Source organism: Streptomyces sp. NPDC102270, from assembly GCF_044766405.1.
In the GTDB taxonomy this organism is placed as follows: domain Bacteria; phylum Actinomycetota; class Actinomycetes; order Streptomycetales; family Streptomycetaceae; genus Streptomyces.
The window spans coordinates 74,233-96,801 of sequence record NZ_JBIWLX010000006.1; the positions used below are offsets into that span (position 1 = coordinate 74,233).

Below are 22,569 nucleotides of genomic sequence, written 5' to 3' on the forward strand. Positions count from 1 at the left end.
GCTCGTACCTTGTGAGTACGCGCGCTGCACCGGCACTTCGACACCGTGGGGATGTCGTGTGTGCGGTGCGCGGGCTGACCAAGACCTACCCCGCGGTGCGCGGGCGGCGCGGGACTCCGGCCACGCCCGAGGTGCGGGCCACCGACGACGTACGGCTGGACATCCGGCGCGGTGAGATCTTCGGGCTGCTCGGCCCGAACGGCGCCGGCAAGACCACGCTCGTGCGGCAGCTCACCGGGCTGATGCGGCCCGACCGCGGCAGTGTCGAGATCCTCGGGCACGACATCGTGCGCCACCCGGACCGGGCCTCGCGGATCCTCGCCTACCTCGGCCAGGAGTCCACCGCCCTCGACGACCTCACCGTCTCCCTCGCCGCCGAGACCACCGGCCGGCTGCGCGGCCTGGAGGCCAGGAAGGCGCGGGCCGAGCGGGACGCCGTACTCGACGAGCTGGGGCTCACGCCGATCGCCGGGCGGCCGCTGAGGAAGCTGTCCGGCGGGCAGCGGCGGCTCGCGTGCCTGGCGTCGGCGCTCGTGGGGGAGCGGCCGCTGCTGGTGCTCGACGAGCCGACCACCGCGATGGACCCCGTGGCGCGGCGCGCGGTGTGGTCCGCCGTGGACCGGCGGCGGGCCGAACGCGGTACGACCGTGCTGCTCGTCACCCACAACGTCATCGAGGCGGAGACGGTCCTGGACCGGGTCGCCGTCCTCGACCGGGGCCGGGTGATCGCCTGTGACACGCCGTCCGGCCTCAAGGAACAGGTGGCGGGCGAGGTCCGCGTCGACCTCGTGTGGCGAGAGACGGCCCCGCTGCACGTCCCCGAGGTGGCCGCGCTCCAGGACCGCGCCGTGGCCGCCGGGCGCCGCTGGACGCTGCGGCTCGCCCCCGAGGAGGCCCGCGCGGTCGTGGCCACCGTCACCGGCGGGGCCGCGTTCGCCGCGCTGGACGACTTCACGCTCGCCACGCCCAGCCTGGAGGACGTGTACCTCGCGCTGGGCGGGGCCGCGCAGCAGGGACTGGTGAAGGCGTGAGCACGTTGAGCACCCGGGCGGCCGTGTCCGTACGTCACAGGGCGACCGCCGGAGCGAAGAGGAGCAGAGCCACGTGAGTGTCGTACCCGCCGGGGCTCTGCCGGGCGGTGCCCTGGCCGTCGAGGAGACGGACCGGGAGGCGGCCGCCGAGCTCGGGCCGCGCGCGCGGCTGTGGCCGTCGCTGGCGGCCGTCTACCGGGCGCAGCTGTCCCGCGCGCGGGTCGCGCGCATCCCGCTGCTGTTCGTCGCCACCTTCCAGTCGATCGGGATCATGGTCCTGATGCGGGGGGTCGTGGACGGCGGGGACGAGGCGCAGTCCGTGGTCGCCGGGGCGTCCGTGCTGGTCGTGGCCTTCGTCGCGCTCAATCTGCTCGCGCAGTACTTCGGGCAGCTGCGGGCGAGCGGCGGACTCGACCACTACGCCACCCTGCCCGTGCCGCCGGCCGCCGTGGTGCTGGGCGCCGCGGGGGCGTACGCCTCCTTCACCGTGCCCGGGACCGTGGTGACCGCGGTCTTCGGATGCGTGCTGTTCGGGCTGCCGCTGGCGCACCTGTGGGTGCTGGTTGCGGTGATTCCGCTGGCGGGAGCCGCTCTGGCGGGGCTCGGCGCGGCCCTCGGGCTGCTCGCACCCCGGCCGGAACTGGCCACCCTGCTGGGACAGCTCGGCATGTCGGCCGCGCTGCTGCTGGGGGTGCTGCCCGCCGACCGGATGCCCGAGGCGGTGCGGTTCGCCCGGGATCTGCTGCCCTCGACCTACGGCGTCGAGGCCTTCGCCCGGACCTTCCGGCCGCATCCCGACTGGGCCTTCGTGCTCGGCGACCTCGCCGTGTGCGGGTGCGTGGGAGTGGTCTCGCTGGCTGTCGCCACCTGGGCCTATCGCCGGGCGGCCGTCCGGTGACGCGCCGCACAGGCGGGCCTGGCACGATGTCAGGGTGACCGCTCCGTTGACGCCTCCTCCTCCGCCGCACGAACCGTCCCCGCACGATGCGTGGCAGACCCCTGATGCCGGCTACGCGGCCCCTGCCGAAGTCCGGTACGGGCAGGGCGGGCCCGGGATGAAGACCGAGCTGCTGGAGGGCTTGGTGATCATGATCGCCGTGACGCTCGGCGGGGCGCTGCTCGGGGTCCTGTGGTGGTGGCTGGCGCCGCATGTGCCGCTGGTCGGGGATGTGGACGGACAGGGGAACTGGGTCGTCTATCTCAAGGACACCGAGGGCGAGCAGGCGGTGGGCGTGGACGGAACGCTCACTCTGCTGGCCCTGGCCTTCGGTTTCGTCAGCGCGCTGGTGGTGTTCCTGTGGCGGCGCCGGGGCGGGGTACCGCTGGTGGTGGGGCTGGCCGTCGGGGGAGTGCTGGGATCCTTCCTCGCGTGGCGGGTGGGGATGTGGCTCGGACCTTCGTCCGATGTGATCGCCCACGCGAAGGCCGTGGGCAAGGGAGTCACCTTCTCCGCGCCGCTGAAGCTGGGGGCCAAGGGGGCGTTGCTCGCCTGGTCGTTGGCCGGCCTGGTCGTGCACCTGGGGCTCACGGCGTTGTTCGGGCCCCGGGATCCCGAGCCGGTGTACGGGGCGGCGGCTCCGGGGGACGGGTACGGGGCACCCGCGCCGTAGGTCCGGGGCACCCGTGCCATAGGGATGCCCCCCGAAGCCCCTTGGTGACCGTGCCTGCGAACGGCCCCTAGGCCGGGCGCCTGCCGTGGTTCGAGCGGCCCTTCTTCATGCGCCACCTGCGCTTGCGTGTTCTCTTCGACATGCCCCTTCTGCTTAGTCCAGGAAGGGGCACCCGTCGAGGGGTCACGCGCGGGCGATGGGCGCCAGGACCGCGTTCGTGAGGCGGGCCAGGTCCTTCGGCGCGAGTTCCACCTCCAGGCCCCGGCGGCCGGCCGAGACGCAGATCGTGTCGTGGGCGACGGCGGATGCGTCGAGCACCGTGGGGAGCCTTTTGCGCTGGCCCAGGGGGGAGATGCCGCCCCGGACATAGCCCGTGGTGCGTTCGGCGAGCGTCGGGTCCGCCATCGCCGCCCGTTTGCCGCCCGCGGCCGTGGCCAGGGCCTTCAGGTCCAGGGAGCCCGCCACCGGGACCACCGCCACCGTCAGCGTGCCGTCCACGTCCGCGACCAGTGTCTTGAAGACGCGGTCCGGGGAGACTCCCATCGCCTCGGCCGCCTCCTCGCCGTAGGAGGGGTGGGAGGGGTCGTGGTCGTAGGCGTGCACCGTGAAGGGCACGTCCGCTGTGGTCAGGGCCACGGTCGCGGGGGTGCCGCCCGGCTGCTGCTTCTTCGACTTCTTCGCCATCTGACGGGTTCCGGCCTCAGTTCAGACTCGTCGGGCCGCGCGTCAGGTCCGACGCCGGCAACGACGGAAGATTACGGATGATCGCCGTCTCCGCGCGCAGGAGTTTCAGTTCGTCGCGGAGCCGGGACGCGGTGTCGGGGGCCTGGAGCAGGCGCTGCTTGGTGGGGGTGTCCAGCATCATCGCGGCGGCCACGAGGTACGAGACCACGGACGGTTCGTCCGGGAGTTCCGTGCCGGACGACAGGGAGCGTTCCCTGGCCCCCGCCAGGCGCTTCTGGTACTGGAGGAAGGCCCGCAGGACCCCTTCCGCCAGCGGCCCCGACTCGTCGCCCGCCTCCTCCGGCAGCTCCTCCAGCTCGGCCGTCAGATACGGGCCCGACGCGTCGACGGACACCAGGCGAACCCGGCTCGTGCCCGTCGCCAGGACCTCGAACGTGCCGTCCGCCCGCTCTCGTACGGTCGCCGCGTCCGCCACGCAGCCGACCGCGTGGAACGCCTTGAGCGGATCGTCACCGAAGCCGGCCGCGGGGCCGCCGTCGGGCACGGCCGTCCGGTCCGGCAGGCCGAGGGCGCTGGGCGCCACTTCGTGGCCGTCGCGGATCGCCACGACGGCGAACCGGCGCGGTTCCTCCTCGGGGGTCTTCAGCAGTTCGCGCATCATGGCGCGATAGCGCTCCTCGAAGACGTTCAGAGGAAGCACGAGCCCCGGGAACAGTACGGAGTTCAGGGGGAAGAGCGGGAGCCGCACGGTGGTCACGGCGCCAAAGCCTAATGGCCCCCGGAGCGCACACGTCCCCGGTGCTCACTCCGTGGATGGATCAAGGCATGCCGCCGGACCTCCTCACGGACCTCCAGGAAGCGGCCCAGCGGGTCCTCGGACTCCCGGCTCCACGGGAACGAGGTCGCGTACGGGCCGAGCATGCGCAGCTGCTCCAGGGCGTCCGTCCAGCGGCCCAGGCGGACCAGGACGAACACCAGCTTGTTGCGGATCTCGGCCGGCCAGGGGTCGGCCGCCGCGAACGTGGCGGACAGCTCGATCGCCCGGTCGGCCGCCGCGTCCAGCCGCTCGCGCGGCACCGCGTCGCCGCCGGGCCCGGTCAGCCAGGCCAGCGCCGCCCGCGCGGGCAGCGCCTGGATGAGGGAGCCGGCCGGAGCGTCCTGCGCGGCCCGCTCGGCGAAGTCGAAGCACTCGCGGTACGAGCCGCGCCAGGAGGCCGCCAGATAGCGCAGGGCGGCGACATGGCAGCCGTAGTGGAGCGGGGCGCGCCTGAGGGCGGCCTCCCACAGCTCACCGAAGTAGGTGGGCCCGGCCTGCGAGCCGCGTGCGTGGTCCAGCGCGATCCGCCACGGCACCGGGTCGCGGTCCTCGCCGCGCGCCGCGGCCGTGATCAGCGGGCTCACCTCGCGCAACAGCTCGGTACGGGCCGGTGAGTCCCACGCGCGGTCCACCGCGAGCTGGGCGCCCAGGAGCAGTTGGTCCGGGTCGTGCGGGGCTTCGGCACGCCAGGCGTCGTACCACTCGGAGCGCGAGCGGGCGAAGGCGGAGAGCCTCCGGACGTACCGGTCGCGCAGCTCCCAGGCGGCGTCCTCACGGGTCGCGGAGAGCAGCTCGGCCGCGCGCCCGTATCCGCCCTGTCCGGCGGCGACCAGGGCGGGGCCGAGCCGGTCGTCGGGTACGTCGAGCAGGACCTCGTCGTCGGGGGGCAGCCCGCCGGTGAGGTACGCGGGCATCCGTGACGCGCGGATGAAGGGGGGCAGCAGAGCCATGGTGTCGACCATTGAAGGTCGGCAGGCCGAGGCTGCGCCAGTGCGAACGTGCAACTCATGGAAAGTTGTACGCCCCAGGGTCAAGGGAGATTAAAAAGGTGACCGTTGAACAACCTTCTGACCAGCGGTCTCACCAGTCCCTCCCGGCGCCCTGCCGATTTCTTCACAGGCCCCGTCAGCTCCGCCGCAGCAGCCTCGAGGCCCCCGCCGCCACGGTGGTCGCCAGGATCCAGCCGAGGAGGACCATCGCCGCCGCCAGCCACTGCCAGCCGCCGCGCAACTGCCAGAAACCCACCTGCCCCAGATCGATCACCGGAAGCAGCAGGTCGAGAGCGAACAGCGCGGGATTCCAGGCCGGATGGTCGCCGCCCTTGAGCGGCGGATGGCTCGCGTGTGCGAACGCCAACGAGCTCGCGGCCCACAGCACCGCCATCCATACGGCGGCCCGCCCCGGCCGGTACCCGTAGGCGACCGTCCAGTCCTGCGCGTATCCCCACAGCTTGGCGGCCGGCGGCAGGCTCTCGCGGCGCCGGCGCTGCTTGGCGAGCAGCACCTCACGCGCGTCCTCGTCCTCGCCGCCGGCCCGCAGCACGGCGGCGAGCCTCTCGTACGGCTCCGGGTTGTACTCGGCGGTCGCCGCCGCCACCCACTCCAGCCGCTCGGCCAGCGGGAAGGGGCCGTGCGGCACGAGGTTCTCGTAGACGAAGCCGCCCATGTGCAGATTGCCGGGCCCCGGCCAGGCGCTCGCCCGGTCCACGAGATTGCCCACGCGCGCGCCCGACAGCACCACCTTGCCGCGCTGCGGCTTCTCACCGAGGAAGCGCAGCTCGGGCGCCTGGATGCGGCGCAGCGACAGTTCCTGCTCGTCGGTGAAGGTGAAGCGGGCCCGCTCCAGGTCGACGGCGTCCCCGAACCGCCCGTCGTCCAGCCGCACCCCGCCCTGGCACTCGAAGCGCTGGATCCGCGTCCCGCGCGCGGGAGTCGCCCCGCTCAGCATGGCGGCGCCGACGCCCGCGGGGGTCAGGTACAGGGTGCGCTCGACGGTCAGCTGGGGGGCGTTGAGCGCGAGCCGGGTGTACGGGTTGTTCAGCCGGGCGCCGCGCAGGCTCAGCGAGACGCCGATCGTCGCGCTGCGCAGGCTCAGCTCACCGTGCGACTCCAGCAGCTCGGCCTGCAGGTCCTGGCCCACGGTCATGCCGTCGGCGGCGATCGAACGGCCGCTGCGGTCGCGGTAGACGATCGCCTGGTTCATCAGCAGGTCGGTGCCGATGTGCGCGTCGGTCAGCCGTACGCCGTTGTGGAAGCGGCAGCGCGGCAGATGGAGATCGCCCTCCGTGTGCACCCGGGCCGCCTCCAGGCGCGGCACCGAGCAGTCCACGAACCGCGCGGTGGTGAAGCGGGCCTCCGGCAGCAGGATCTCCCGCTCGAAGCGGCAGCCCTTCATCTCCACATACGGCACCACCGTGCCGCCCGCGAGGTCCAGGGTGCCGCTGATCTGCACGCCGGTGAGCTTCAGGGACGAGACCCGGCCCGCGAGCGCGGGCGGACCGTCCAGGAGCAGCCAGCACACGATCCGCGCGCGTACCGTCCGCTCGGGGCCCCAGGGGTGCCCGCCGTGCGGATCGTCGACGACGGTGTCGCCGCTGCTCAGGTCGTACACGGTGCCGTTGCGGAAGGCCTGCCACATGCCGGCCTCGGCGGCGGTCAGATCGTCCGGCAGGTCCCCGCTGCGGATGCCGGCCCCCTCGGTCACGTTCTTCCAGCTCCTTGCGGCTCGTGGGATTCGTACAACCGTTCATGCCCGCTGAGTAACCCCTCGAACGCTAGACGTGAAGGGGATCTTCGGGGTTGCGTATCAGCCATTGGAATGCGCGGACGGGCCCTGATGCGGGTCTGAGAGAATTGACGAGTGATCTCCCGAATCGATCTGCGCGGCGACGCCCTCCCCGAGGGCCCCGCCCTGCGCGACCTGCTGCCCCGAGCCGACTTCGACGTCTCGGCCGCCCTGGAGAAGGTGCGTCCGATCTGCGAGGCCGTGCATCATCGGGGCGACGCGGCGCTGATCGACTTCGCCGAGAAGTTCGACGGCGTGCGGCTGGAGCAGGTGCGGGTGCCCGCGAAGGCCCTCGCGCGCGCGTTGGAGGAGCTCGACCCGGAGGTCCGCGCGGCCCTCGAGGAGTCCATCCGCCGCGCCCGTATCGTCCACCGCGAACAGCGGCGCACGGACCGCACGACCCAGGTCGTGCCCGGCGGTTCCGTCACCGAGAAGTGGGTGCCGGTCGACCGGGTCGGGCTGTACGCGCCGGGTGGCCGGTCGGTCTACCCGTCCTCCGTGATCATGAACGTGGTGCCCGCGCAGGAGGCCGGCGTCGAGTCGATCGCCCTCGCCTCGCCGGCCCAGGCCGAGTTCGGTGGCCTCCCGCACCCGACGATCCTCGCCGCGTGCGCCCTGCTCGGCGTCGACGAGGTCTACGCCGCCGGTGGCGCGACCGCCGTCGCGATGTTCGCGTACGGCACCGAGTCCTGCCCGCCCGCCAACATGGTCACCGGCCCCGGCAACATCTGGGTCGCCGCCGCCAAGCGCTATTTCACCGGCAGGATCGGCATCGACGCCGAGGCGGGCCCGACCGAGATCGCGGTCCTCGCGGACTCCTCCGCCGATCCCGTGCACGTGGCGTCGGACCTGATCAGCCAGGCCGAGCACGACCCGCTGGCCGCGGCCGTCCTGGTCACCGACTCCGTCGAACTCGCGGACGCCGTCGAGAAGGAGCTGGAGCCGCAGGTCGCGGCCACCAGGCACATCGAGGACCGGATCGTGCCCGCCCTGAAGGGCCGTCAGTCCGCGATCGTCCTCGTCGACGGCATCGACGAGGGCCTCAGGGTCGTCGACGCGTACGGCGCCGAGCACCTGGAGATCCAGACGGCCGACGCCGCCGCGGTGGCCGACCGGGTCCGCAACGCGGGCGCGGTCTTCATCGGGCCCTGGGCGCCGGTGTCCCTCGGTGACTACGCCGCCGGGTCCAACCACGTGCTCCCGACCGGCGGGTGTGCCTGCCACTCCTCCGGACTGTCCGTGCAGTCCTTCCTGAGGGGCATCCACATCGTCGACTACACGAAGGAAGCACTGGCCGAGGTCGCGCACCATGTGGTGACGCTGGCGGAGGCGGAGGATCTGCCCGCGCACGGCGCGGCGATCAAGGCGAGGTTCGGGTGGAAGGTACCGGCGGGCAAGTGAACTTCGGAATCGACGATCTCCCCGTACGGGACGAGCTGCGCGGCAAGTCCCCCTACGGGGCGCCCCAGTTGGACGTCCCCGTACGGCTGAACACCAACGAGAACCCCTACCCGCTCCCCGATGAGCTGGTCGAGCGCATCGCCGAGCGCGTCCGCGAGGCCGCCCGCGACCTCAACCGCTACCCGGACCGGGACGCGGTCGAGCTGCGCACTCAGCTCGCCAAGTACCTGACCGACACCTCGGACCACGAGGTCGGCCTCGCCAACGTCTGGGCGGCGAACGGCTCCAACGAGGTCATCCAGCAGCTGCTGCAGACCTTCGGAGGACCGGGCCGTACCGCGATCGGCTTCGAGCCGTCGTACTCGATGCACGGCCTGATCGCGCGGGGCACCGGCACGGGCTGGATCTCGGGTCCCCGCAACGAGGACTTCACCATCGACGTCGAGGCGGCCGTGCAGGCGATCGCCGAGCGGAAGCCGGACGTCGTCTTCATCACCACCCCCAACAACCCCACCGGCAACGCGGTCCCGCCCGAGACGGTCCTCGCGCTGTACGAGGCCGCGCAGGCGGCGAAGCCGTCCATGGTCGTGGTCGACGAGGCGTACATCGAGTTCAGCCACGGCCACTCGCTGCTGCCGCTCATCGAGGGGCGGCCTCAGCTCGTCGTCTCGCGGACGATGTCCAAGGCGTTCGGGGCGGCGGGCCTGCGCCTCGGCTACCTCGCCGCGCATCCGGCGGTCGTGGACGCCGTCCAGCTCGTGCGGCTGCCCTACCACCTGTCGGCCGTCACGCAGGCGACCGCGCTGGCCGCCCTGGAGCACACCGACACGCTGCTCAAGTACGTCGAGCAGCTGAAGGCCGAGCGGGACCGGCTGGTGAGCGAGCTGCGCACGATCGGCTTCCAGGTCGTGGAGTCGGACGCGAACTTCGTGCAGTTCGGGCTCTTCGACGGCCCGGGGGGCTCGCACGCGGCCTGGCAGAAGATCCTCGACCAGGGTGTCCTGGTCCGGGACAACGGCATTCCGGGGTGGCTGCGGGTGTCCGCCGGAACCCCCGACGAGAACGACGCGTTCCTCGACGCGGTACGTGAACTGAAGAAGGAGCAGAGCGCATGACTCGCGATGGGCGCGTTGGCAGGGTCGAACGAGTGACCAAGGAGACCTCGGTCCTGGTCGAGATCGATCTCGACGGGTCCGGCAAGGTCGAGGTGTCGACGGGCGTCGGCTTCTACGACCACATGCTCGACCAGCTCGGCCGGCACGGTCTGTTCGACCTCACGGTCAAGACCGAGGGCGACCTGCACATCGACTCGCACCACACCATCGAGGACACCGCCCTCGCGCTCGGCGCCGCCTTCAAGCAGGCGCTCGGCGACAAGGTGGGCATCTACCGCTTCGGCAACTGCACGGTCCCCCTGGACGAGTCCCTGGCCCAGGTCACGGTGGATCTCAGTGGCCGTCCCTACCTCGTGCACACCGAGCCCGAGAACATGGCGCCGATGATCGGCGAGTACGACACCACCATGACCCGGCACATCCTGGAGTCCTTCGTGGCCCAGGCGCAGATCGCCCTGCACGTGCACGTGCCCTACGGGCGCAACGCCCACCACATCGTGGAGTGCCAGTTCAAGGCGCTGGCCCGGGCCCTGCGCTACGCCTCCGAGCGTGACCCGCGCGCGGCGGGCATCCTCCCCTCCACGAAGGGCGCGCTGTGACCGGCCTCTCGACCCTCCTGATCGTCGTCGGCCTCTTCCTGGCCGGCGGCATCTACTCCTTCGTCAAGCAGCAGATGCCCAAGGGCCTGATCGTGCTGCTGTCCATCGCCGCGGGGATGTGTCTCGTCGCCGGTGTCATGAGGCTGGAGGTGTGGAATTGAGTGCTCCGTCTGCGAAGAAGGTCGTCGTCTTCGACTACGGCTTCGGCAATGTGAGGTCCGCCGAGCGCGCCCTCGCGCGCGCGGGCGCCGAGGTCGAGATAACACGCGACTACGACAAGGCCATGAACGCCGACGGCCTGCTGGTGCCCGGCGTGGGCGCCTTCGCCGCCTGCATGAAGGGCCTGCGCGAGGCCCGCGGCGACTGGATCATCGACCGCCGGCTGTCCGGCGGGCGCCCGGTCATGGGCATCTGCGTCGGCATGCAGATCCTCTTCGCGCGCGGCATCGAGCACGGCGTGGAGTCCGAGGGCCTCGACGAGTGGCCCGGCTCGGTCGAGCCGCTCAAGGCCGACATCGTGCCCCACATGGGCTGGAACACCGTCGACGCGCCGGCCGGCTCCCGGCTGTTCGCCGGCCTGGACGCCGACGCCCGCTTCTACTTCGTGCACTCCTACGCCGTCCAGGACTGGTCGCTGGAGACGCACAACAAGGCGATGACCGCGCCCAAGGTCACCTGGTCGACCCACGGTGAGCCCTTCGTGGCCGCCGTGGAGAACGGCGCCCTGTGGGCCACCCAGTTCCACCCCGAGAAGTCCGGCGACGCCGGTGCGCAGCTGCTGAACAACTGGATCGGAACCCTCTGATGCCCACCAAGCTCGAACTCCTCCCCGCCGTGGACGTCCGCGACGGCCAGGCCGTCCGCCTCGTGCACGGCGAGTCCGGGACCGAGACCTCGTACGGCTCCCCCCTGGAGGCCGCCCTGTCCTGGCAGCGGGCGGGCGCCGGGTGGCTGCACCTGGTCGACCTGGACGCGGCGTTCGGCACCGGCGACAACCGGGAGCTGGTCCGGCAGGTCACCGAGGCGATGGACATCAAGGTGGAGCTGTCCGGCGGCATCCGCGACGACGCCTCGCTGGCCGCCGCCCTCGCCACCGGCTGCACCCGGGTCAATCTCGGCACCGCCGCCCTGGAGAGCCCGGAGTGGGTCGCCAAGGTCATCGCCGAGCACGGCGACAGGATCGCGGTGGGCCTGGACGTGCGCGGCACGACCCTCAAGGGCCGCGGCTGGACCAGCGAGGGCGGGGACCTGTACGAGGCGCTGGAGCGGCTCGACAAGGAGGGCTGCGCCCGGTACGTCGTCACCGACATCGCCAAGGACGGCACGCTCCAGGGCCCGAACCTGGAGCTGCTGCGCAATGTGTGCGCGGCGACGGACCGCCCGGTGGTGGCCTCGGGCGGGGTGTCCTCCCTGGACGACCTGCGGGCCATCGCCGAGCTGGTTCCCCTCGGTGTCGAGGGCTCCATCGTCGGGAAGGCGCTGTACGCGAAGGCGTTCACCCTGGAAGAGGCTTTGGAGGCGGTGGCTCAGTGAGCGATCTGCGACGCGTCACGACCGGTGCGCCCTGGGAGGACACCTTCGGGTACTCCCGGGCGGTGGAGCTGCCCAACGGCCTGGTGCTGGTCTCCGGCTGCACCTCGGTGGTGGACGGTGAGATCGTCGCGGGCGACCCGTACGAGCAGACGGTCAACTCCTTCAACGTCGCGTTCGCGGCGCTGAAGGAGCTGGGGCTCGGCCGGGACGATGTGGTGCGCACGCGCCTGTACATCACCCACGCCCGGGACGTCGAGGAGGTCGGACGCGCTCACAAGGAGCTCTTCGACGCCGTCCGGCCCGCCGCATCCATGATCATCGTCTCCGGCTTCGTGGACCCCAGTCTGGTCGTCGAGGTCGAGGTGGAGGCGTTCCGAGGAGACACCGCAGCATGACCCTCGCCGTACGAGTCATCCCCTGCCTGGACGTGGACAACGGCCGGGTCGTCAAGGGCGTCAACTTCCAGAACCTGCGCGACGCGGGCGACCCCGTCGAGATGGCCAAGGTGTACGACGCCGAGGGCGCCGACGAGCTGACGTTCCTGGACATCACCGCCTCCTCCGGCAACCGCGAGACGACCTACGACGTGGTGCGCCGCACCGCCGAACAGGTCTTCATCCCGCTGACGGTCGGCGGCGGTGTCCGCACGGCCGAGGACGTGGACAAGCTGCTGCGGGCCGGGGCGGACAAGGTGGGCGTGAACACCGCGGCCATCGCCCGTCCCGACCTGATCCGCGAGATCGCCGAGCGGTTCGGCCGGCAGGTGCTGGTGCTGTCGGTGGACGCGCGGCGCACTTTGGCGGGCACCTTCGAGGTCACCACCCACGGGGGCCGTCGCGGTACCGGCATCGACGCCGTCGAGTGGGCGCACCGGGCCGCCGAGCTGGGCGCCGGTGAGATCCTGCTCAACTCGATGGACGCGGACGGCACCAAGGACGGCTACGACCTGGAGATGATCGAGGCCGTCCGCAAGCACGTGGCCGTCCCGCTGATCGCCTCCGGCGGCGCGGGGAAGCTCGACCACTTCCCGCTGGCCGTCGCGGCGGGCGCGGACGCGGTGCTGGCTGCCTCGGTGTTCCACTTCGGCGATCTGCGGATCGGCGAGGTGAAGGAGACGCTGCGGGGTGCGGGGCACCCGGTCCGCTGAACCGCCGGCCCCGGCGCAACCCCGCCAGCCACAAACCCCGGCGCCATGCGCACCCCCCCGGTAGAGCTGCATCCGTAGGGGGAGGGCCTTGAGCGGGCCGGGGTCAGCCGGCCGAGCAGCCCTCGTCGCAGGGGGTGAGCATCCGCGACGGGGACTTCCGGGACGCGCGTGGGCGGCCGCGCGTCTGGCGGCCACCCGGCTCTGCCACGAGCAGCGCGCCGACGTGTACCGCCGCCACCGCCACGAACGGCCCGTCCGGAGACGTCGGGGTCGCCCGCTGGCCGGACTGCTCGCCGGGCTCAGTGGCGCCCTGCGCGGCGCGCGCCGTAGGCCCAGGCCGATCTCGTCCGCCTGGGCCGTGTGACCACCGGGTCCGTCAGATCCCGAGCTCCTTCGCCTCGTGCAGCTTGGCGATCGCCTCCTTGTCGCCGTCCAGCTCCACCTTGGCCGCGCTCTGCCGGCCGTACAGGAACAGCAGGAGCTCCGACGGCTCGCCGGTCACCGTCACGACCGGTGTGCCCCGGTGCGCGACCGCCGTCTGGCCGTCCGGTCGGCGCAGCACCAGGCCGGTGGGGGCGCTGCGCCCCATCAGCCGGGCAGTGCGCTCCAGACGGGACCACAGGGCGTCCTGGAAGACGGAGTCCAGCTCGCGCGGCGTCCAGTCGGGGCGGGCCCGGCGCACGTCCTCGGTGTGGACGTAGAACTCCACCGTGTTCGACAGCTCCTCGACCTGCTTGAGCTGGAACGGCGAGAAGCGCGGCGGGCCGGTGCGGATGAGCTGGATCAGTTCCTCGTAGGGCTTCTCGGAGAACTCGGTCATCACCCGGTCCAGGCGGGACGCGAGCTGCTTGATCAGCAGACCGCCGGCGGCGTCGGGCCGGCGCTCGCGCACCACCACGTGGGCGGCGAGGTCGCGGGTGAGCCAGCCGTCGCAGAGGGTGGGGGCCTCCGGGCCCTCGGCCTCCAACAGATCGGCGAGCAGAAGTCGTTCACGCTTGGCGAAAGTCGACATGCAGTCAGCCTACGACCGCCGCCCGGGTCCGCACAGTGGACACCGCGCCGGGCTTGTCAGTGGCGCGCGGCACAATGGCCACATGACCAGCACGCCCCAGCCCAGCAGCCTCGACCCGGAGATCGCCGCGCGTCTCAAGCGCAGCGCCGACGGGCTCCTCCCCGCCATCGCCCAGCAGTACGACACCGGTGAGGTGCTCATGCTCGGCTGGATGGACGACGAGGCCCTGCACCGCACGCTGACCACCGGCCGCTGCACCTACTGGTCGCGCAGCCGCCGGGAGTACTGGGTCAAGGGCGACACCTCCGGCCACTTCCAGTGGGTCAAGTCCGTCGCCCTGGACTGCGACGCCGACACCGTGCTGGTCAAGGTGGACCAGGTCGGCGCCGCCTGCCACACCGGCGCGCGGACCTGCTTCGACGCGGACGTGCTCCTCAAGGACGGCGCTGATTCCGGTGCCGCCGCCTCGGATCAGTAAGGTCAGCCGCCATGGACCTCGAGACCTTCCGCAAGCTGGCCACCGACCGCCGTGTCATCCCCGTCACGCGCAAGCTCCTGGCCGACGGCGACACCCCGGTCGCCCTCTACCGCAAGCTCGCCGCCGAGCGCCCCGGCACCTTCCTGCTGGAGTCCGCGGAGAACGGCCGCTCCTGGTCCCGCTACTCCTTCGTGGGCGTGCGCTCGTCCGCGACCCTGACGGCACGTGACGGCCAGGCGCACTGGCTCGGCACCGCACCGGTCGGCGTCCCCGTCGACGGCGACCCGCTCGCCGCCCTGCGCGCCACCGTCGAGACCCTGCACACGCCGCACCAGGAGGGCCTGCCGCCCTTCACCGGCGGCATGGTCGGCTACCTCGGCTACGACATCGTCCGCCGCCTGGAGAAGATCGGCCCCGGCGAGCGCGACGACCTGAAGCTCCCCGAGCTGACCATGCTCCTGACCAGCGACCTCGCCGTCATGGACCACTGGGAGGGCTCGGTCCTGCTGATCGCCAACGCGATCAACCACAACGACCTCGACACCGGCGTCGACGAGGCCCACGCGGACGCGGTGGCCCGCCTGGACGCCATGGAAGCGGATCTGTCCCGCGCGGTGGCCCAGCCCCCGGCGGTCCTCCCGCCCTCCGAGCTGCCCGAGTACACCGCGCTCTGGGGCGGCCCCGACTTCCAGGAGGCCGTCGAGGACATCAAGGAGCGCATCCGGGCCGGGGAGGCCTTCCAGGTCGTCCCCTCCCAGCGCTTCGAGACGCCGTGCACGGCAAGCGCGTTGGACGTCTACCGGGTCCTGAGGGCCACCAACCCCTCCCCGTACATGTACCTGTTCCGCTTCGACGGCTTCGACGTCGTGGGCTCGTCCCCGGAGGCCCTCGTCAAGGTCGAGGACGGGCACGCCATGGTCCACCCCATCGCCGGCACCCGGTGGCGCGGGGCGACCCCGCAGGAGGACCAGGCCCTCGCCGACGAACTGCTCGCCGACCCGAAGGAGCGCGCCGAACACCTGATGCTGGTGGACCTCGGCCGCAACGACCTGGGGCGCGTCTGCGAGCCCGGCTCCGTCGAGGTCGTCGACTTCATGTCCGTCGAGCGGTACTCCCACGTGATGCACATCGTGTCGACCGTCACCGGCAAGGTCGCGCAGGGCCGTACCGCCTTCGACGTCCTGACCGCCTGCTTTCCCGCGGGCACCCTCTCCGGCGCCCCCAAGCCCCGCGCGATGCAGATCATCGACGAACTGGAGCCGTCCCGGCGCGGGTTGTACGGCGGCTGCGTCGGCTACCTCGACTTCGCGGGCGACTCCGACACCGCGATCGCCATCCGCACGGCCCTCCTCCGCGACGGCACGGCCTACGTCCAGGCAGGCGCCGGCGTCGTCGCCGACTCCGATCCGGTCGCCGAGGACACGGAGTGCCGCAACAAGGCGGCGGCGGTCCTGCGGGCGGTCCACACGGCGAACCGGCTCGGCAAGTAAGGGCCTTCACCGAGGAATGGGGCGCTTCTCACGGAACCCCGGGTCACCGTTCGCCCGGGGTTCGGGTGATAGTGGGGTACGTGACTGCTGTACCGCACCCCCGTTCCGAAGCCGCCGGACCCGCCAGGGCCGGACGTCTGAGTCTCGCCGTCGCCCTGCTGTGCGGCGCGCTCGGCGCCGCCGTGGCGTTGCTGGCCACCCGCCAGAGGTGGTCCGAGGGCACCGCGACCGTGGCAGGCGGCGCCTTTCCCCTGACCGCCAAGGGCAGTGACGTCACCGGCGTCCCCGCCGCCCTGGCCATAGTGGGCCTCGCCGCGCTCGTCGCCGTCTTCGCCGTGCGCAAGGCCGGGCGCTTCCTGGTCGCCGCGCTGCTCGCGCTCTCCGGCGCGGGAATCGTCGCCGCCGCGCTGGTCGGGGCGAGCGATTCGTCCGCGCTGGACGAGCAGGCCGCCCAGGCCTCCGGCGACACCTCGGCGACGGTCGCCTCCCTCTCGCACACCCCCTGGCCGTACGTCGCCGTGGTCGGGGGCGCGCTGATCCTTCTCGCCGGGCTGCTCGCCCTGCGGTACGGGCGGCTGTGGCCCGCGATGTCCGGGCGCTACGAGCGGGACGGGGCGCCCCGGGTCCGCCGTAAGGCCGCTGTGGTGGATCCCGACCGACCCGAGGACATCTGGAAGGCGCTCGACCGAGGAGAAGACCCGACGGGGGCGTAGCGGTCGCCCGTGAAGCGCGACCCCGGATCACTTCGTCACCTCGCGTGCGGGACAATGACTTCGAGCGTCCGGCTCAGACACGTACTTCAGCACCTAGGAGCAAGCAATGGCGGGCAGCAGCCACGGTCACACCCCGGCCGCCTGGACCGGTGTCACTATCGCCTTCATCGGTTTCTGCGTCGCGGGCGCCTTCATGGTGATGGCCCAGCCGGCGGGCTTCTGGGCCGGTATGGCGATCGTGGTCGTCGGCGGTGTCGTCGGCTGGATCATGAGCGCGATGGGGATGGGCATGCCCAAGGACGCCCACAAGCCGCTCGCCACCTCGCAGCAGCCTGAGGTCGAGACGGCCGAGGCCAAGAGCTGACGCGCGCAGAACTTCGTGGAGGGGCGGCCCGGCGAGAGCGCCGGGGCCGCCCCTCACGCGTGCGTGGGACCCCGCAGGGCACAATGCGAGGCGTGAACGCCGACACCCAGCGCGCCCCCCGGCTCACCGGGCTCGCCGTCCCGGCCGGAGTCCTCGCGGCCGTCGCCGGGGCCTTCGCGTACGTGGGGACCGTGGACCCCAACCAGCCCGGGCACTACCCCGTCTGTCCGCTCTACCGGATCACCGGCCTGTACTGCCCCGGCTGCGGCGGACTGCGCAGCGCGCACGCGTTCGTCCACGGCGACTTCCTGGCCGCGCTCCAGGACAACGCGCCGGCTGTGCTGGGCTATCTGGCCTTCGCCGTGCTGTGGACCGTCTGGGTGGTCCGCACCGCGCGCGGTCGGCCGCTGAAGCTCGGTCTCGGGCCGGTGCACCTGTGGACGGCGGGGACATTGCTGCTGGTCTTCACGGTTGTCCGGAACCTGCCGTTCGGTGGCTGGCTTCATCCTTGATCAACTGATGAACGTCCAGGTAGTGGGACCGGCGTCAACCGGATGCGAGGGCTACGCCCTCCTGCGGATACCATCGCAGTGACCACCTGTTTTCATCGGTCGCTGGAACTGTCAACCGTCTGGAAGGGGGCCGCTCGCGTGAGTGTGCTCGACGAGATCATCGACGGAGTCCGTGCCGACCTCGCGGAACGGCAGGCGCGCGTCAGCCTCGACGAGCTCAAGGAGCGCGCGGCGAAGGCTCCCGCGGCCAAGGACGGCGTGGCCGCACTGCGCGGCGACGGCGTCAAGGTCATCTGCGAGGTCAAGCGCTCCAGCCCATCCAAGGGCGCGCTGGCCGCGATCGCCGACCCGGCGGGCCTCGCCGCCGACTACGAGGCGGGCGGTGCCGCCGTCATCTCCGTCCTCACCGAACAGCGTCGCTTCGGCGGCTCGCTGGCCGACCTGGAGGCCGTCCGCGCGCGGGTGGACATCCCGATCCTGCGCAAGGACTTCATCGTCACGTCGTACCAGCTGTGGGAGGCCCGGGCCTACGGCGCCGACCTCGCGCTGCTCATCGTCGCGGCCCTGGAGCAGCCCGCCCTGGAGTCCCTGATCGAGCGCGCCGAGTCCATCGGCCTCACCCCGCTCGTCGAGGTCCACGACGAGGACGAGGTCGAGCGCGCGGTGGACGCCGGAGCGAAGATCATCGGCGTCAACGCGCGCAACCTCAAGACCCTCGAGGTCGACCGCGGCACGTTCGAGCGCATCGCCCCCGAGATCCCCGCCCACCTGGTCAAGGTCGCCGAGTCCGGCGTCCGCGGCCCGCACGACCTGATCGCCTACGCCAACGCCGGCGCCGACGCGGTCCTGGTGGGCGAGTCCCTGGTGACGGGCAAGGACCCGAAGACGGCGGTCTCCGACCTGGTCGCGGCGGGCGAACACCCGGCACTGCGACACGGCCGCGGCTGATCACCCGATAGGATCGGCCCCGATGACCCTCACGACGACAGCCATGGACAGGTACGCCCGCCTCGCGCGCGGCTGCCGCCCCCGTGGTTGCCGCGCGCCCGCACGCAGGGTGCACGGCCGTCGGGTCCGGTATGTGATCGGTGACGAACCCGGCCAGGTGAACGGCATGCGATGGCAGCGCCCCGTCAGGGGCGCGGGGAACTGCGCGACCAGCCACAAAGGTCCCGCAGCCAACGGATAATCCCTGCCCCCACGGCGATTGGTGCCCAACACAAACTCACCGTGAGGTTCAGTCATGCCCAGCGAGTTCTTCATTCCCGACCCCGAGGGTCAAATCCCCAGTGCCGAAGGCTACTTCGGCGCGTTCGGCGGCAAGTTCATCCCGGAGGCCCTCGTCGCCGCCGTGGACGAGGTCGCCGTCGAGTACGACAAGGCCAAGCACGACCCCGAGTTCGCCCGTGAGCTCGACGACCTGCTGGTCCACTACACCGGCCGTCCCAGTTCACTCACCGAGGTCCCCCGTTTCGCCGCCGAAGCGGGTGGCGCCACGATCTTCCTGAAGCGGGAAGACCTCAACCACACCGGCTCCCACAAGATCAACAACGTCCTCGGTCAGGCCCTGCTCACCAAGCGCATGGGCAAGACCCGGGTGATCGCGGAGACGGGCGCCGGCCAGCACGGCGTCGCCACCGCCACCGCCTGCGCGCTCTTCGGTCTTGAGTGCACCATCTACATGGGCGAGATCGACACCCAGCGCCAGGCACTCAACGTGGCCCGGATGCGGATGCTCGGCGCCGAGGTCATCGCCGTGAAGTCCGGCAGCCGCACGCTGAAGGACGCCATCAACGAGGCCTTCCGCGACTGGGTCGCCAACGTCGACCGCACGCACTACCTCTTCGGCACGGTAGCGGGACCGCACCCCTTCCCGGCCATGGTCCGCGACTTCCACCGGGTCATCGGCGTCGAGGCCCGCCGCCAGCTCCTGGAGCGGGCCGGCCGGCTGCCCGACGCGGCCATCGCCTGCGTCGGCGGCGGTTCGAACGCCATCGGCCTGTTCCACGCCTTCATCCCGGACACCGGCGTACGCCTCATCGGCTGCGAACCCGCCGGGCACGGTGTGGAGACCGGCGAGCACGCGGCCACCCTCACCGCGGGCGAGCCCGGCATCCTGCACGGCTCCCGCTCCTACGTCCTCCAGGACGAGGAGGGCCAGATCACCGAGCCGTACTCCATCTCGGCCGGCCTGGACTACCCGGGCATCGGCCCCGAGCACTCCTACCTCAAGGACTCCGGCCGCGGCGAGTACCGCGCGGTCACCGACGACGCGGCCATGCAGGCCCTGCGCCTGCTGTCGCGCACCGAGGGCATCATCCCGGCCATCGAGAGCGCCCACGCGCTGGCCGGCGCCCTGGAGGTCGGCAGGGAGCTCGGCAAGGACGGGCTGATCGTCGTCAACCTGTCCGGCCGCGGCGACAAGGACATGGACACGGCCGCACGCTACTTCGGCCTGTACGACACCGACGCCGCCGTCGCGGCGGACGAGGCCGGTACCGGCGCCGAGATCGAGGGGGACGCGAAGTGAGCGGGAACATTCAGCTGCTGTCGGACACCCTCGCCGGCGCCAAGGCCGAGGGCCGTGCCGCGCTCATCGCCTACCTCCCGGCCGGGTTCCCGACCGTGGACGGCGGCATCGAGGCGATCAAGGCCGCCTTCGACGGCGGTGCCGATGTCGTCGAGGTGGGTCTGCCGCACAGTGACCCCGTCCTCGACGGCCCCGTCATCCAGACCGCCGACGACATCGCCCTGCGCGGCGGCGTCAAGATCGCGGACGTCATGCGGACGGTCAAGGAGACCTACGAGGCCACCGGGAAGCCGGTGCTCGTGATGACGTACTGGAACCCCATCGACCGCTACGGCGTCGAGCGCTTCACCGCCGAGCTCGCCGAGGCGGGCGGCGCGGGCTGCATCCTGCCCGACCTGCCGGTGCAGGAGTCGGCGCTGTGGAGGGAGCACGCGCACAAGCACGGGCTCGCCACGGTCTTCGTGGTCGCGCCCAGCAGCAAGGACGCGCGGCTCGCCGAGATCACCGCGGCCGGCAGCGGATTCGTGTACGCCGCCTCGCTGATGGGCGTCACGGGCACGCGTGAGTCGGTCGGGGCGCAGGCCCAGGACCTGGTTGAGCGCACCCGGGCCTCCGATGCCGGGGCCGGTCTGCCCGTCTGTGTCGGGCTCGGCGTCTCCAACGCCGCACAGGCCGCCGAAGTGGCCGGCTTCGCCGACGGCGTGATCGTCGGCTCGGCGTTCGTGAAGCGGATGCTGGACGCGCCGGACGACAAGGCCGGCGTCGAGGGCGTCCGCGAGCTCGCCGGCGAGCTGGCGAAGGGCGTGCGCCGACAGGCGTAGGTCCGGCGGTGCGCCTTCACGGCGTGACGGGAAACGCGGTCACTCGAACGGGTGGACCTGGGGCCGGGGAGGCGCGGTGCGCCTCCCCGGTTCGTTCTGCGGGTGTGAGCGAGAAGAACCGTGAGGGTAAGCGCACCGCCCGGGAGCGGCTGGCGGAGGAGCGCGCGAAGCAGAAGACCGCGGACAGGCGGCGCAGGATGCTGATCGTGGGCGCGAGTGTGGTGTGCGTCCTCGGTCTCGCGGCGGTGATCGGCGTCGTCGCGGCCAACGCCGGCAAGGACAAGGGCAAGGACTCCGCGGGCCCGGTCGTGGCGCCCTCGGGCGCCGAGGGCCAGGACAGTCTCGCCATCCCGGTCGGCAAGGAGGGCGCCAAGTCGACGCTCGTCGTCTGGGAGGACTTCCGCTGCCCGGCCTGCAAGGCCTTCGAGACGGCGTACCGCCCGGTCGTCCACGAGCTCACCGAATCCGGGCAGCTCAAGGTCGAGTACCACCTGGCGACGATCATCGACGGCAACATGGGCGGCACCGGCTCCCGCAACGCGGCCAATGCCGCGGCCTGCGCCCAGGACGCCGGGAAGTTCCCCGGCTACCACGACGTGCTCTACGAGATGCAGCCCGAGGAGACCGACGACGCCTTCGCCGAGAACAGCAAGCTCCTCGACCTGGCGAAGAAGACCGACGGGCTCGACACCCCCGCCTTCCGTGCGTGCGTGGAGAAGGGCACGCACAACAGCTGGGTCGAGAAATCCGCAGCGGCCTTCCGCAAAGGCGGCTTCAGCGGGACGCCGACGGTTTTGCTGAACGGCAAGAACATCTACCAGGACCGGACGATGACGCCTGCGAAGCTGAAGCAGCAGGTACAGGAAGCGGCCAAGGGGTAAGGATTTCAGGCCCGCCTGTTATGGACCCGTTGCCGGACCGCCTGCCGTGGGTCCGGCCGGGCAGGGTAGCGTCGACCCTGCCATGGAACTTGCCTACATTCCCAGCCCGTCGCGCGGGGTGATCCACCTCGGTCCCATCCCGCTGCGTGGCTATGCGTTCTGCATCATCATCGGCGTCTTCGTTGCCGTCTGGCTCGGCAACAAGCGCTGGATCGCCCGTGGCGGGCGAGCCGGCACGGTGGCCGACATCTCGGTCTGGGCCGTGCCGTTCGGACTGCTCGGCGGCCGCCTCTACCACGTGATCACGGACTACGAGCTGTACTTCAGCGAGGGCCGTGACTGGGTCGACGCCTTCAAGGTCTGGGAAGGCGGCCTCGGCATCTGGGGCGCGATCGCGCTCGGTGCGGTGGGCGCGTGGATCGGCTGCCGCCGCCGGGGCATCCCCCTGCCGGCCTACGCCGACGCCATCGCCCCCGGTATCGCCCTCGCACAGGCCATCGGCCGCTGGGGCAACTGGTTCAACCAGGAGCTGTACGGCAAGCCGACCGACCTGCCGTGGGCCCTGCACATCACGTCCTCCACGGACGGCCGGGTACCGGGCTACTACCACCCGACGTTCCTCTACGAGTCGCTGTGGTGCGTCGGCGTCGCCCTCCTCGTCATCTGGGCCGACCGCCGCTTCAAGCTGGGACACGGCCGGGCGTTCGCGCTGTACGTCGCCGCGTACTGCACGGGACGCGGCTGGATCGAGTACATGCGCATCGACGACGCCCATCACATCCTGGGGGTCCGGCTCAACGTCTGGACCGCGATCATCGTGTTCCTGCTCGCGGTGACGTACCTCGTGGTGTCGGCGAAGAAGCGGCCCGGACGCGAGGACGTCGTCGAGCCGGGTGCGGATGCCGCAGACGATGAGGTGCAAGAGGCCGATAAGTCCGGCACTGACGCGAAGGCCGAGGCCGACTCCGACTCCGGCGAGTCCGAGGCCGACTCCCGCGAGGCGGCCGACGAGGCCGAGTCCGCGAAGAAGACCTGACCGCCGGCTGT

Annotated in this window: 27 protein-coding genes; 22 read left to right on the top strand and 5 right to left on the bottom strand. The window is 71.7% G+C overall.

All coding sequences use genetic code 11. The annotated features are described in order from the left end of the window. Positions 1-56: 56 nt before the first annotated feature. The 3 genes from ACIRP7_RS12990 (at position 57) to ACIRP7_RS13000 (ending at position 2,641) form a co-directional block, all read left to right on the top strand. Positions 57-1,031, top strand: coding sequence for an ABC transporter ATP-binding protein (locus ACIRP7_RS12990; RefSeq protein ID WP_403657328.1), 975 nt, complete (start codon positions 57-59; stop codon positions 1,029-1,031). Positions 1,032-1,104: 73 nt separating this feature from the next. Continuing rightward, entirely contained in the window at positions 1,105-1,929 is an 825-nt protein-coding gene (locus tag ACIRP7_RS12995) for an ABC transporter permease (protein ID WP_403657331.1), read from the top strand. 34 nt (positions 1,930-1,963) lie between these two features. Then, complete coding sequence (locus tag ACIRP7_RS13000; protein WP_403657334.1) at positions 1,964-2,641, top strand: AAA family ATPase; 678 nt, start codon at positions 1,964-1,966, stop codon at positions 2,639-2,641. Between the two features lie 183 nt (positions 2,642-2,824). Here ACIRP7_RS13000 and ybaK read toward each other — a convergent pair whose 3' ends face one another. The 4 genes from ybaK to ACIRP7_RS13020 all read right to left on the bottom strand — a co-directional run bounded on the left by ybaK (position 2,825) and on the right by ACIRP7_RS13020 (position 6,845). Continuing rightward, positions 2,825-3,325 carry a Cys-tRNA(Pro) deacylase gene (gene ybaK / locus ACIRP7_RS13005; RefSeq protein ID WP_403657337.1) on the bottom strand — a complete coding sequence of 167 codons (501 nt, stop codon included), beginning with the start codon at positions 3,323-3,325 and terminating at the stop codon, positions 2,825-2,827. Between the two features lie 16 nt (positions 3,326-3,341). Beyond that, positions 3,342-4,082 (bottom strand): LON peptidase substrate-binding domain-containing protein, encoded by a 741-nt coding sequence (locus tag ACIRP7_RS13010; RefSeq protein WP_403657340.1) that lies wholly within the window; start codon positions 4,080-4,082, stop codon positions 3,342-3,344. A gap of 11 nt (positions 4,083-4,093) precedes the next feature. Beyond that, the gene (locus tag ACIRP7_RS13015) at positions 4,094-5,104 is read right to left on the bottom strand and encodes a hypothetical protein (protein WP_403657343.1); all 1,011 of its coding nucleotides are present in this window, start codon (positions 5,102-5,104) and stop codon (positions 4,094-4,096) included. A gap of 163 nt (positions 5,105-5,267) precedes the next feature. After that, positions 5,268-6,845 carry an oxidoreductase gene (locus ACIRP7_RS13020; protein ID WP_403657346.1) on the bottom strand — a complete coding sequence of 526 codons (1,578 nt, stop codon included), beginning with the start codon at positions 6,843-6,845 and terminating at the stop codon, positions 5,268-5,270. Positions 6,846-7,001: 156 nt separating this feature from the next. On the opposite strand from ACIRP7_RS13020, the gene hisD reads away from it, so the two are divergent. Genes hisD through hisF form a run of 8 tightly spaced genes read left to right on the top strand, consistent with a single transcriptional unit; the run spans position 7,002 to position 12,721 of the window. Beyond that, the gene (hisD, locus tag ACIRP7_RS13025; protein ID WP_403657349.1) at positions 7,002-8,327 is read left to right on the top strand and encodes a histidinol dehydrogenase; all 1,326 of its coding nucleotides are present in this window, start codon (positions 7,002-7,004) and stop codon (positions 8,325-8,327) included. Then, positions 8,324-9,442: a histidinol-phosphate transaminase gene (locus tag ACIRP7_RS13030; RefSeq protein ID WP_403657352.1), complete on the top strand. Its 1,119-nt coding sequence runs from the start codon at positions 8,324-8,326 to the stop codon at positions 9,440-9,442. The genes hisD and ACIRP7_RS13030 overlap by 4 nt, the downstream gene beginning before the upstream one ends. Next, positions 9,439-10,041 (top strand): imidazoleglycerol-phosphate dehydratase HisB, encoded by a 603-nt coding sequence (gene hisB, locus ACIRP7_RS13035; RefSeq protein ID WP_393599138.1) that lies wholly within the window; start codon positions 9,439-9,441, stop codon positions 10,039-10,041. The genes ACIRP7_RS13030 and hisB overlap by 4 nt, the downstream gene beginning before the upstream one ends. Then, positions 10,038-10,202 (top strand): hypothetical protein, encoded by a 165-nt coding sequence (locus tag ACIRP7_RS13040; protein WP_007381382.1) that lies wholly within the window; start codon positions 10,038-10,040, stop codon positions 10,200-10,202. Before hisB ends, ACIRP7_RS13040 begins: the two co-directional genes overlap by 4 nt. Continuing rightward, positions 10,199-10,846 carry an imidazole glycerol phosphate synthase subunit HisH gene (hisH, locus tag ACIRP7_RS13045; protein WP_403657355.1) on the top strand — a complete coding sequence of 216 codons (648 nt, stop codon included), beginning with the start codon at positions 10,199-10,201 and terminating at the stop codon, positions 10,844-10,846. Before ACIRP7_RS13040 ends, hisH begins: the two co-directional genes overlap by 4 nt. Continuing rightward, positions 10,846-11,574, top strand: coding sequence for a bifunctional 1-(5-phosphoribosyl)-5-((5-phosphoribosylamino)methylideneamino)imidazole-4-carboxamide isomerase/phosphoribosylanthranilate isomerase PriA (gene priA, locus ACIRP7_RS13050; RefSeq protein WP_403657358.1), 729 nt, complete (start codon positions 10,846-10,848; stop codon positions 11,572-11,574). The genes hisH and priA overlap by 1 nt, the downstream gene beginning before the upstream one ends. Next, entirely contained in the window at positions 11,571-11,969 is a 399-nt protein-coding gene (locus ACIRP7_RS13055) for a RidA family protein (RefSeq protein WP_007381379.1), read from the top strand. The genes priA and ACIRP7_RS13055 overlap by 4 nt, the downstream gene beginning before the upstream one ends. Further along, positions 11,966-12,721 (top strand): imidazole glycerol phosphate synthase subunit HisF, encoded by a 756-nt coding sequence (gene hisF / locus ACIRP7_RS13060; RefSeq protein ID WP_403657361.1) that lies wholly within the window; start codon positions 11,966-11,968, stop codon positions 12,719-12,721. Before ACIRP7_RS13055 ends, hisF begins: the two co-directional genes overlap by 4 nt. Before the next feature lie 376 nt (positions 12,722-13,097). Here the strand turns inward: hisF and ACIRP7_RS13065 are convergent, their stop codons facing one another. Continuing rightward, on the bottom strand, positions 13,098-13,733 hold the full coding sequence (locus tag ACIRP7_RS13065) for a TIGR03085 family metal-binding protein (RefSeq protein WP_352382817.1): 636 nt from the start codon (positions 13,731-13,733) through the stop codon (positions 13,098-13,100). 82 nt (positions 13,734-13,815) lie between these two features. Between ACIRP7_RS13065 and hisI the strand changes: the two genes are divergently transcribed. The 11 genes from hisI to lgt all read left to right on the top strand — a co-directional run bounded on the left by hisI (position 13,816) and on the right by lgt (position 22,558). Then, positions 13,816-14,211: a phosphoribosyl-AMP cyclohydrolase gene (hisI, locus tag ACIRP7_RS13070; protein ID WP_403657363.1), complete on the top strand. Its 396-nt coding sequence runs from the start codon at positions 13,816-13,818 to the stop codon at positions 14,209-14,211. 11 nt (positions 14,212-14,222) lie between these two features. Beyond that, on the top strand, positions 14,223-15,701 hold the full coding sequence (locus ACIRP7_RS13075) for an anthranilate synthase component I (protein WP_403657366.1): 1,479 nt from the start codon (positions 14,223-14,225) through the stop codon (positions 15,699-15,701). A 71-nt stretch (positions 15,702-15,772) separates the two neighbouring features. Beyond that, on the top strand, positions 15,773-16,414 hold the full coding sequence (locus tag ACIRP7_RS13080; protein WP_352382811.1) for a TIGR02234 family membrane protein: 642 nt from the start codon (positions 15,773-15,775) through the stop codon (positions 16,412-16,414). A 106-nt stretch (positions 16,415-16,520) separates the two neighbouring features. Beyond that, on the top strand, positions 16,521-16,778 hold the full coding sequence (locus ACIRP7_RS13085) for an HGxxPAAW family protein (protein ID WP_352382810.1): 258 nt from the start codon (positions 16,521-16,523) through the stop codon (positions 16,776-16,778). 83 nt (positions 16,779-16,861) lie between these two features. After that, on the top strand, positions 16,862-17,290 hold the full coding sequence (locus ACIRP7_RS13090; protein ID WP_403657370.1) for a DUF2752 domain-containing protein: 429 nt from the start codon (positions 16,862-16,864) through the stop codon (positions 17,288-17,290). A gap of 138 nt (positions 17,291-17,428) precedes the next feature. Next, on the top strand, positions 17,429-18,238 hold the full coding sequence (gene trpC, locus ACIRP7_RS13095) for an indole-3-glycerol phosphate synthase TrpC (RefSeq protein WP_403657373.1): 810 nt from the start codon (positions 17,429-17,431) through the stop codon (positions 18,236-18,238). 43 nt (positions 18,239-18,281) lie between these two features. Next, a complete protein-coding gene (gene trpM / locus ACIRP7_RS13100; RefSeq protein ID WP_403658408.1) occupies positions 18,282-18,479 on the top strand; it encodes a tryptophan biosynthesis modulator TrpM in 198 nt (65 codons plus the stop codon). Between the two features lie 54 nt (positions 18,480-18,533). Continuing rightward, positions 18,534-19,820, top strand: coding sequence for a tryptophan synthase subunit beta (gene trpB, locus ACIRP7_RS13105; protein ID WP_403657376.1), 1,287 nt, complete (start codon positions 18,534-18,536; stop codon positions 19,818-19,820). After that, positions 19,817-20,641, top strand: a complete 825-nt coding sequence (gene trpA / locus ACIRP7_RS13110) for a tryptophan synthase subunit alpha (protein WP_403657379.1) — start codon at positions 19,817-19,819, stop codon at positions 20,639-20,641. Before trpB ends, trpA begins: the two co-directional genes overlap by 4 nt. Positions 20,642-20,745: 104 nt before the next feature. After that, positions 20,746-21,522 (top strand): DsbA family protein, encoded by a 777-nt coding sequence (locus ACIRP7_RS13115; RefSeq protein WP_403657382.1) that lies wholly within the window; start codon positions 20,746-20,748, stop codon positions 21,520-21,522. A gap of 82 nt (positions 21,523-21,604) precedes the next feature. Further along, positions 21,605-22,558, top strand: coding sequence for a prolipoprotein diacylglyceryl transferase (gene lgt, locus ACIRP7_RS13120; RefSeq protein WP_403657385.1), 954 nt, complete (start codon positions 21,605-21,607; stop codon positions 22,556-22,558). The last annotated feature ends 11 nt before the right edge of the window (positions 22,559-22,569 follow it).

Coding starts and splice junctions, on each gene's coding strand:
- trpM (WP_403658408.1), top strand. CDS start 18,282: ATGGACAGGTACGCCCGCCTCGCGCGCGGCTGCCGCCCCCGTGGTTGC.
- hisB (WP_393599138.1), top strand. CDS start 9,439: ATGACTCGCGATGGGCGCGTTGGCAGGGTCGAACGAGTGACCAAGGAG.
- ACIRP7_RS13065 (WP_352382817.1), bottom strand. CDS start 13,733: ATGTCGACTTTCGCCAAGCGTGAACGACTTCTGCTCGCCGATCTGTTG.
- priA (WP_403657358.1), top strand. CDS start 10,846: ATGCCCACCAAGCTCGAACTCCTCCCCGCCGTGGACGTCCGCGACGGC.
- trpB (WP_403657376.1), top strand. CDS start 18,534: ATGCCCAGCGAGTTCTTCATTCCCGACCCCGAGGGTCAAATCCCCAGT.
- ACIRP7_RS13015 (WP_403657343.1), bottom strand. CDS start 5,104: ATGGTCGACACCATGGCTCTGCTGCCCCCCTTCATCCGCGCGTCACGG.
- hisI (WP_403657363.1), top strand. CDS start 13,816: ATGACCAGCACGCCCCAGCCCAGCAGCCTCGACCCGGAGATCGCCGCG.
- lgt (WP_403657385.1), top strand. CDS start 21,605: ATGGAACTTGCCTACATTCCCAGCCCGTCGCGCGGGGTGATCCACCTC.
- hisF (WP_403657361.1), top strand. CDS start 11,966: ATGACCCTCGCCGTACGAGTCATCCCCTGCCTGGACGTGGACAACGGC.
- ACIRP7_RS13085 (WP_352382810.1), top strand. CDS start 16,521: ATGGCGGGCAGCAGCCACGGTCACACCCCGGCCGCCTGGACCGGTGTC.
- ybaK (WP_403657337.1), bottom strand. CDS start 3,325: ATGGCGAAGAAGTCGAAGAAGCAGCAGCCGGGCGGCACCCCCGCGACC.
- ACIRP7_RS13090 (WP_403657370.1), top strand. CDS start 16,862: ATGCGAGGCGTGAACGCCGACACCCAGCGCGCCCCCCGGCTCACCGGG.
- ACIRP7_RS13075 (WP_403657366.1), top strand. CDS start 14,223: ATGGACCTCGAGACCTTCCGCAAGCTGGCCACCGACCGCCGTGTCATC.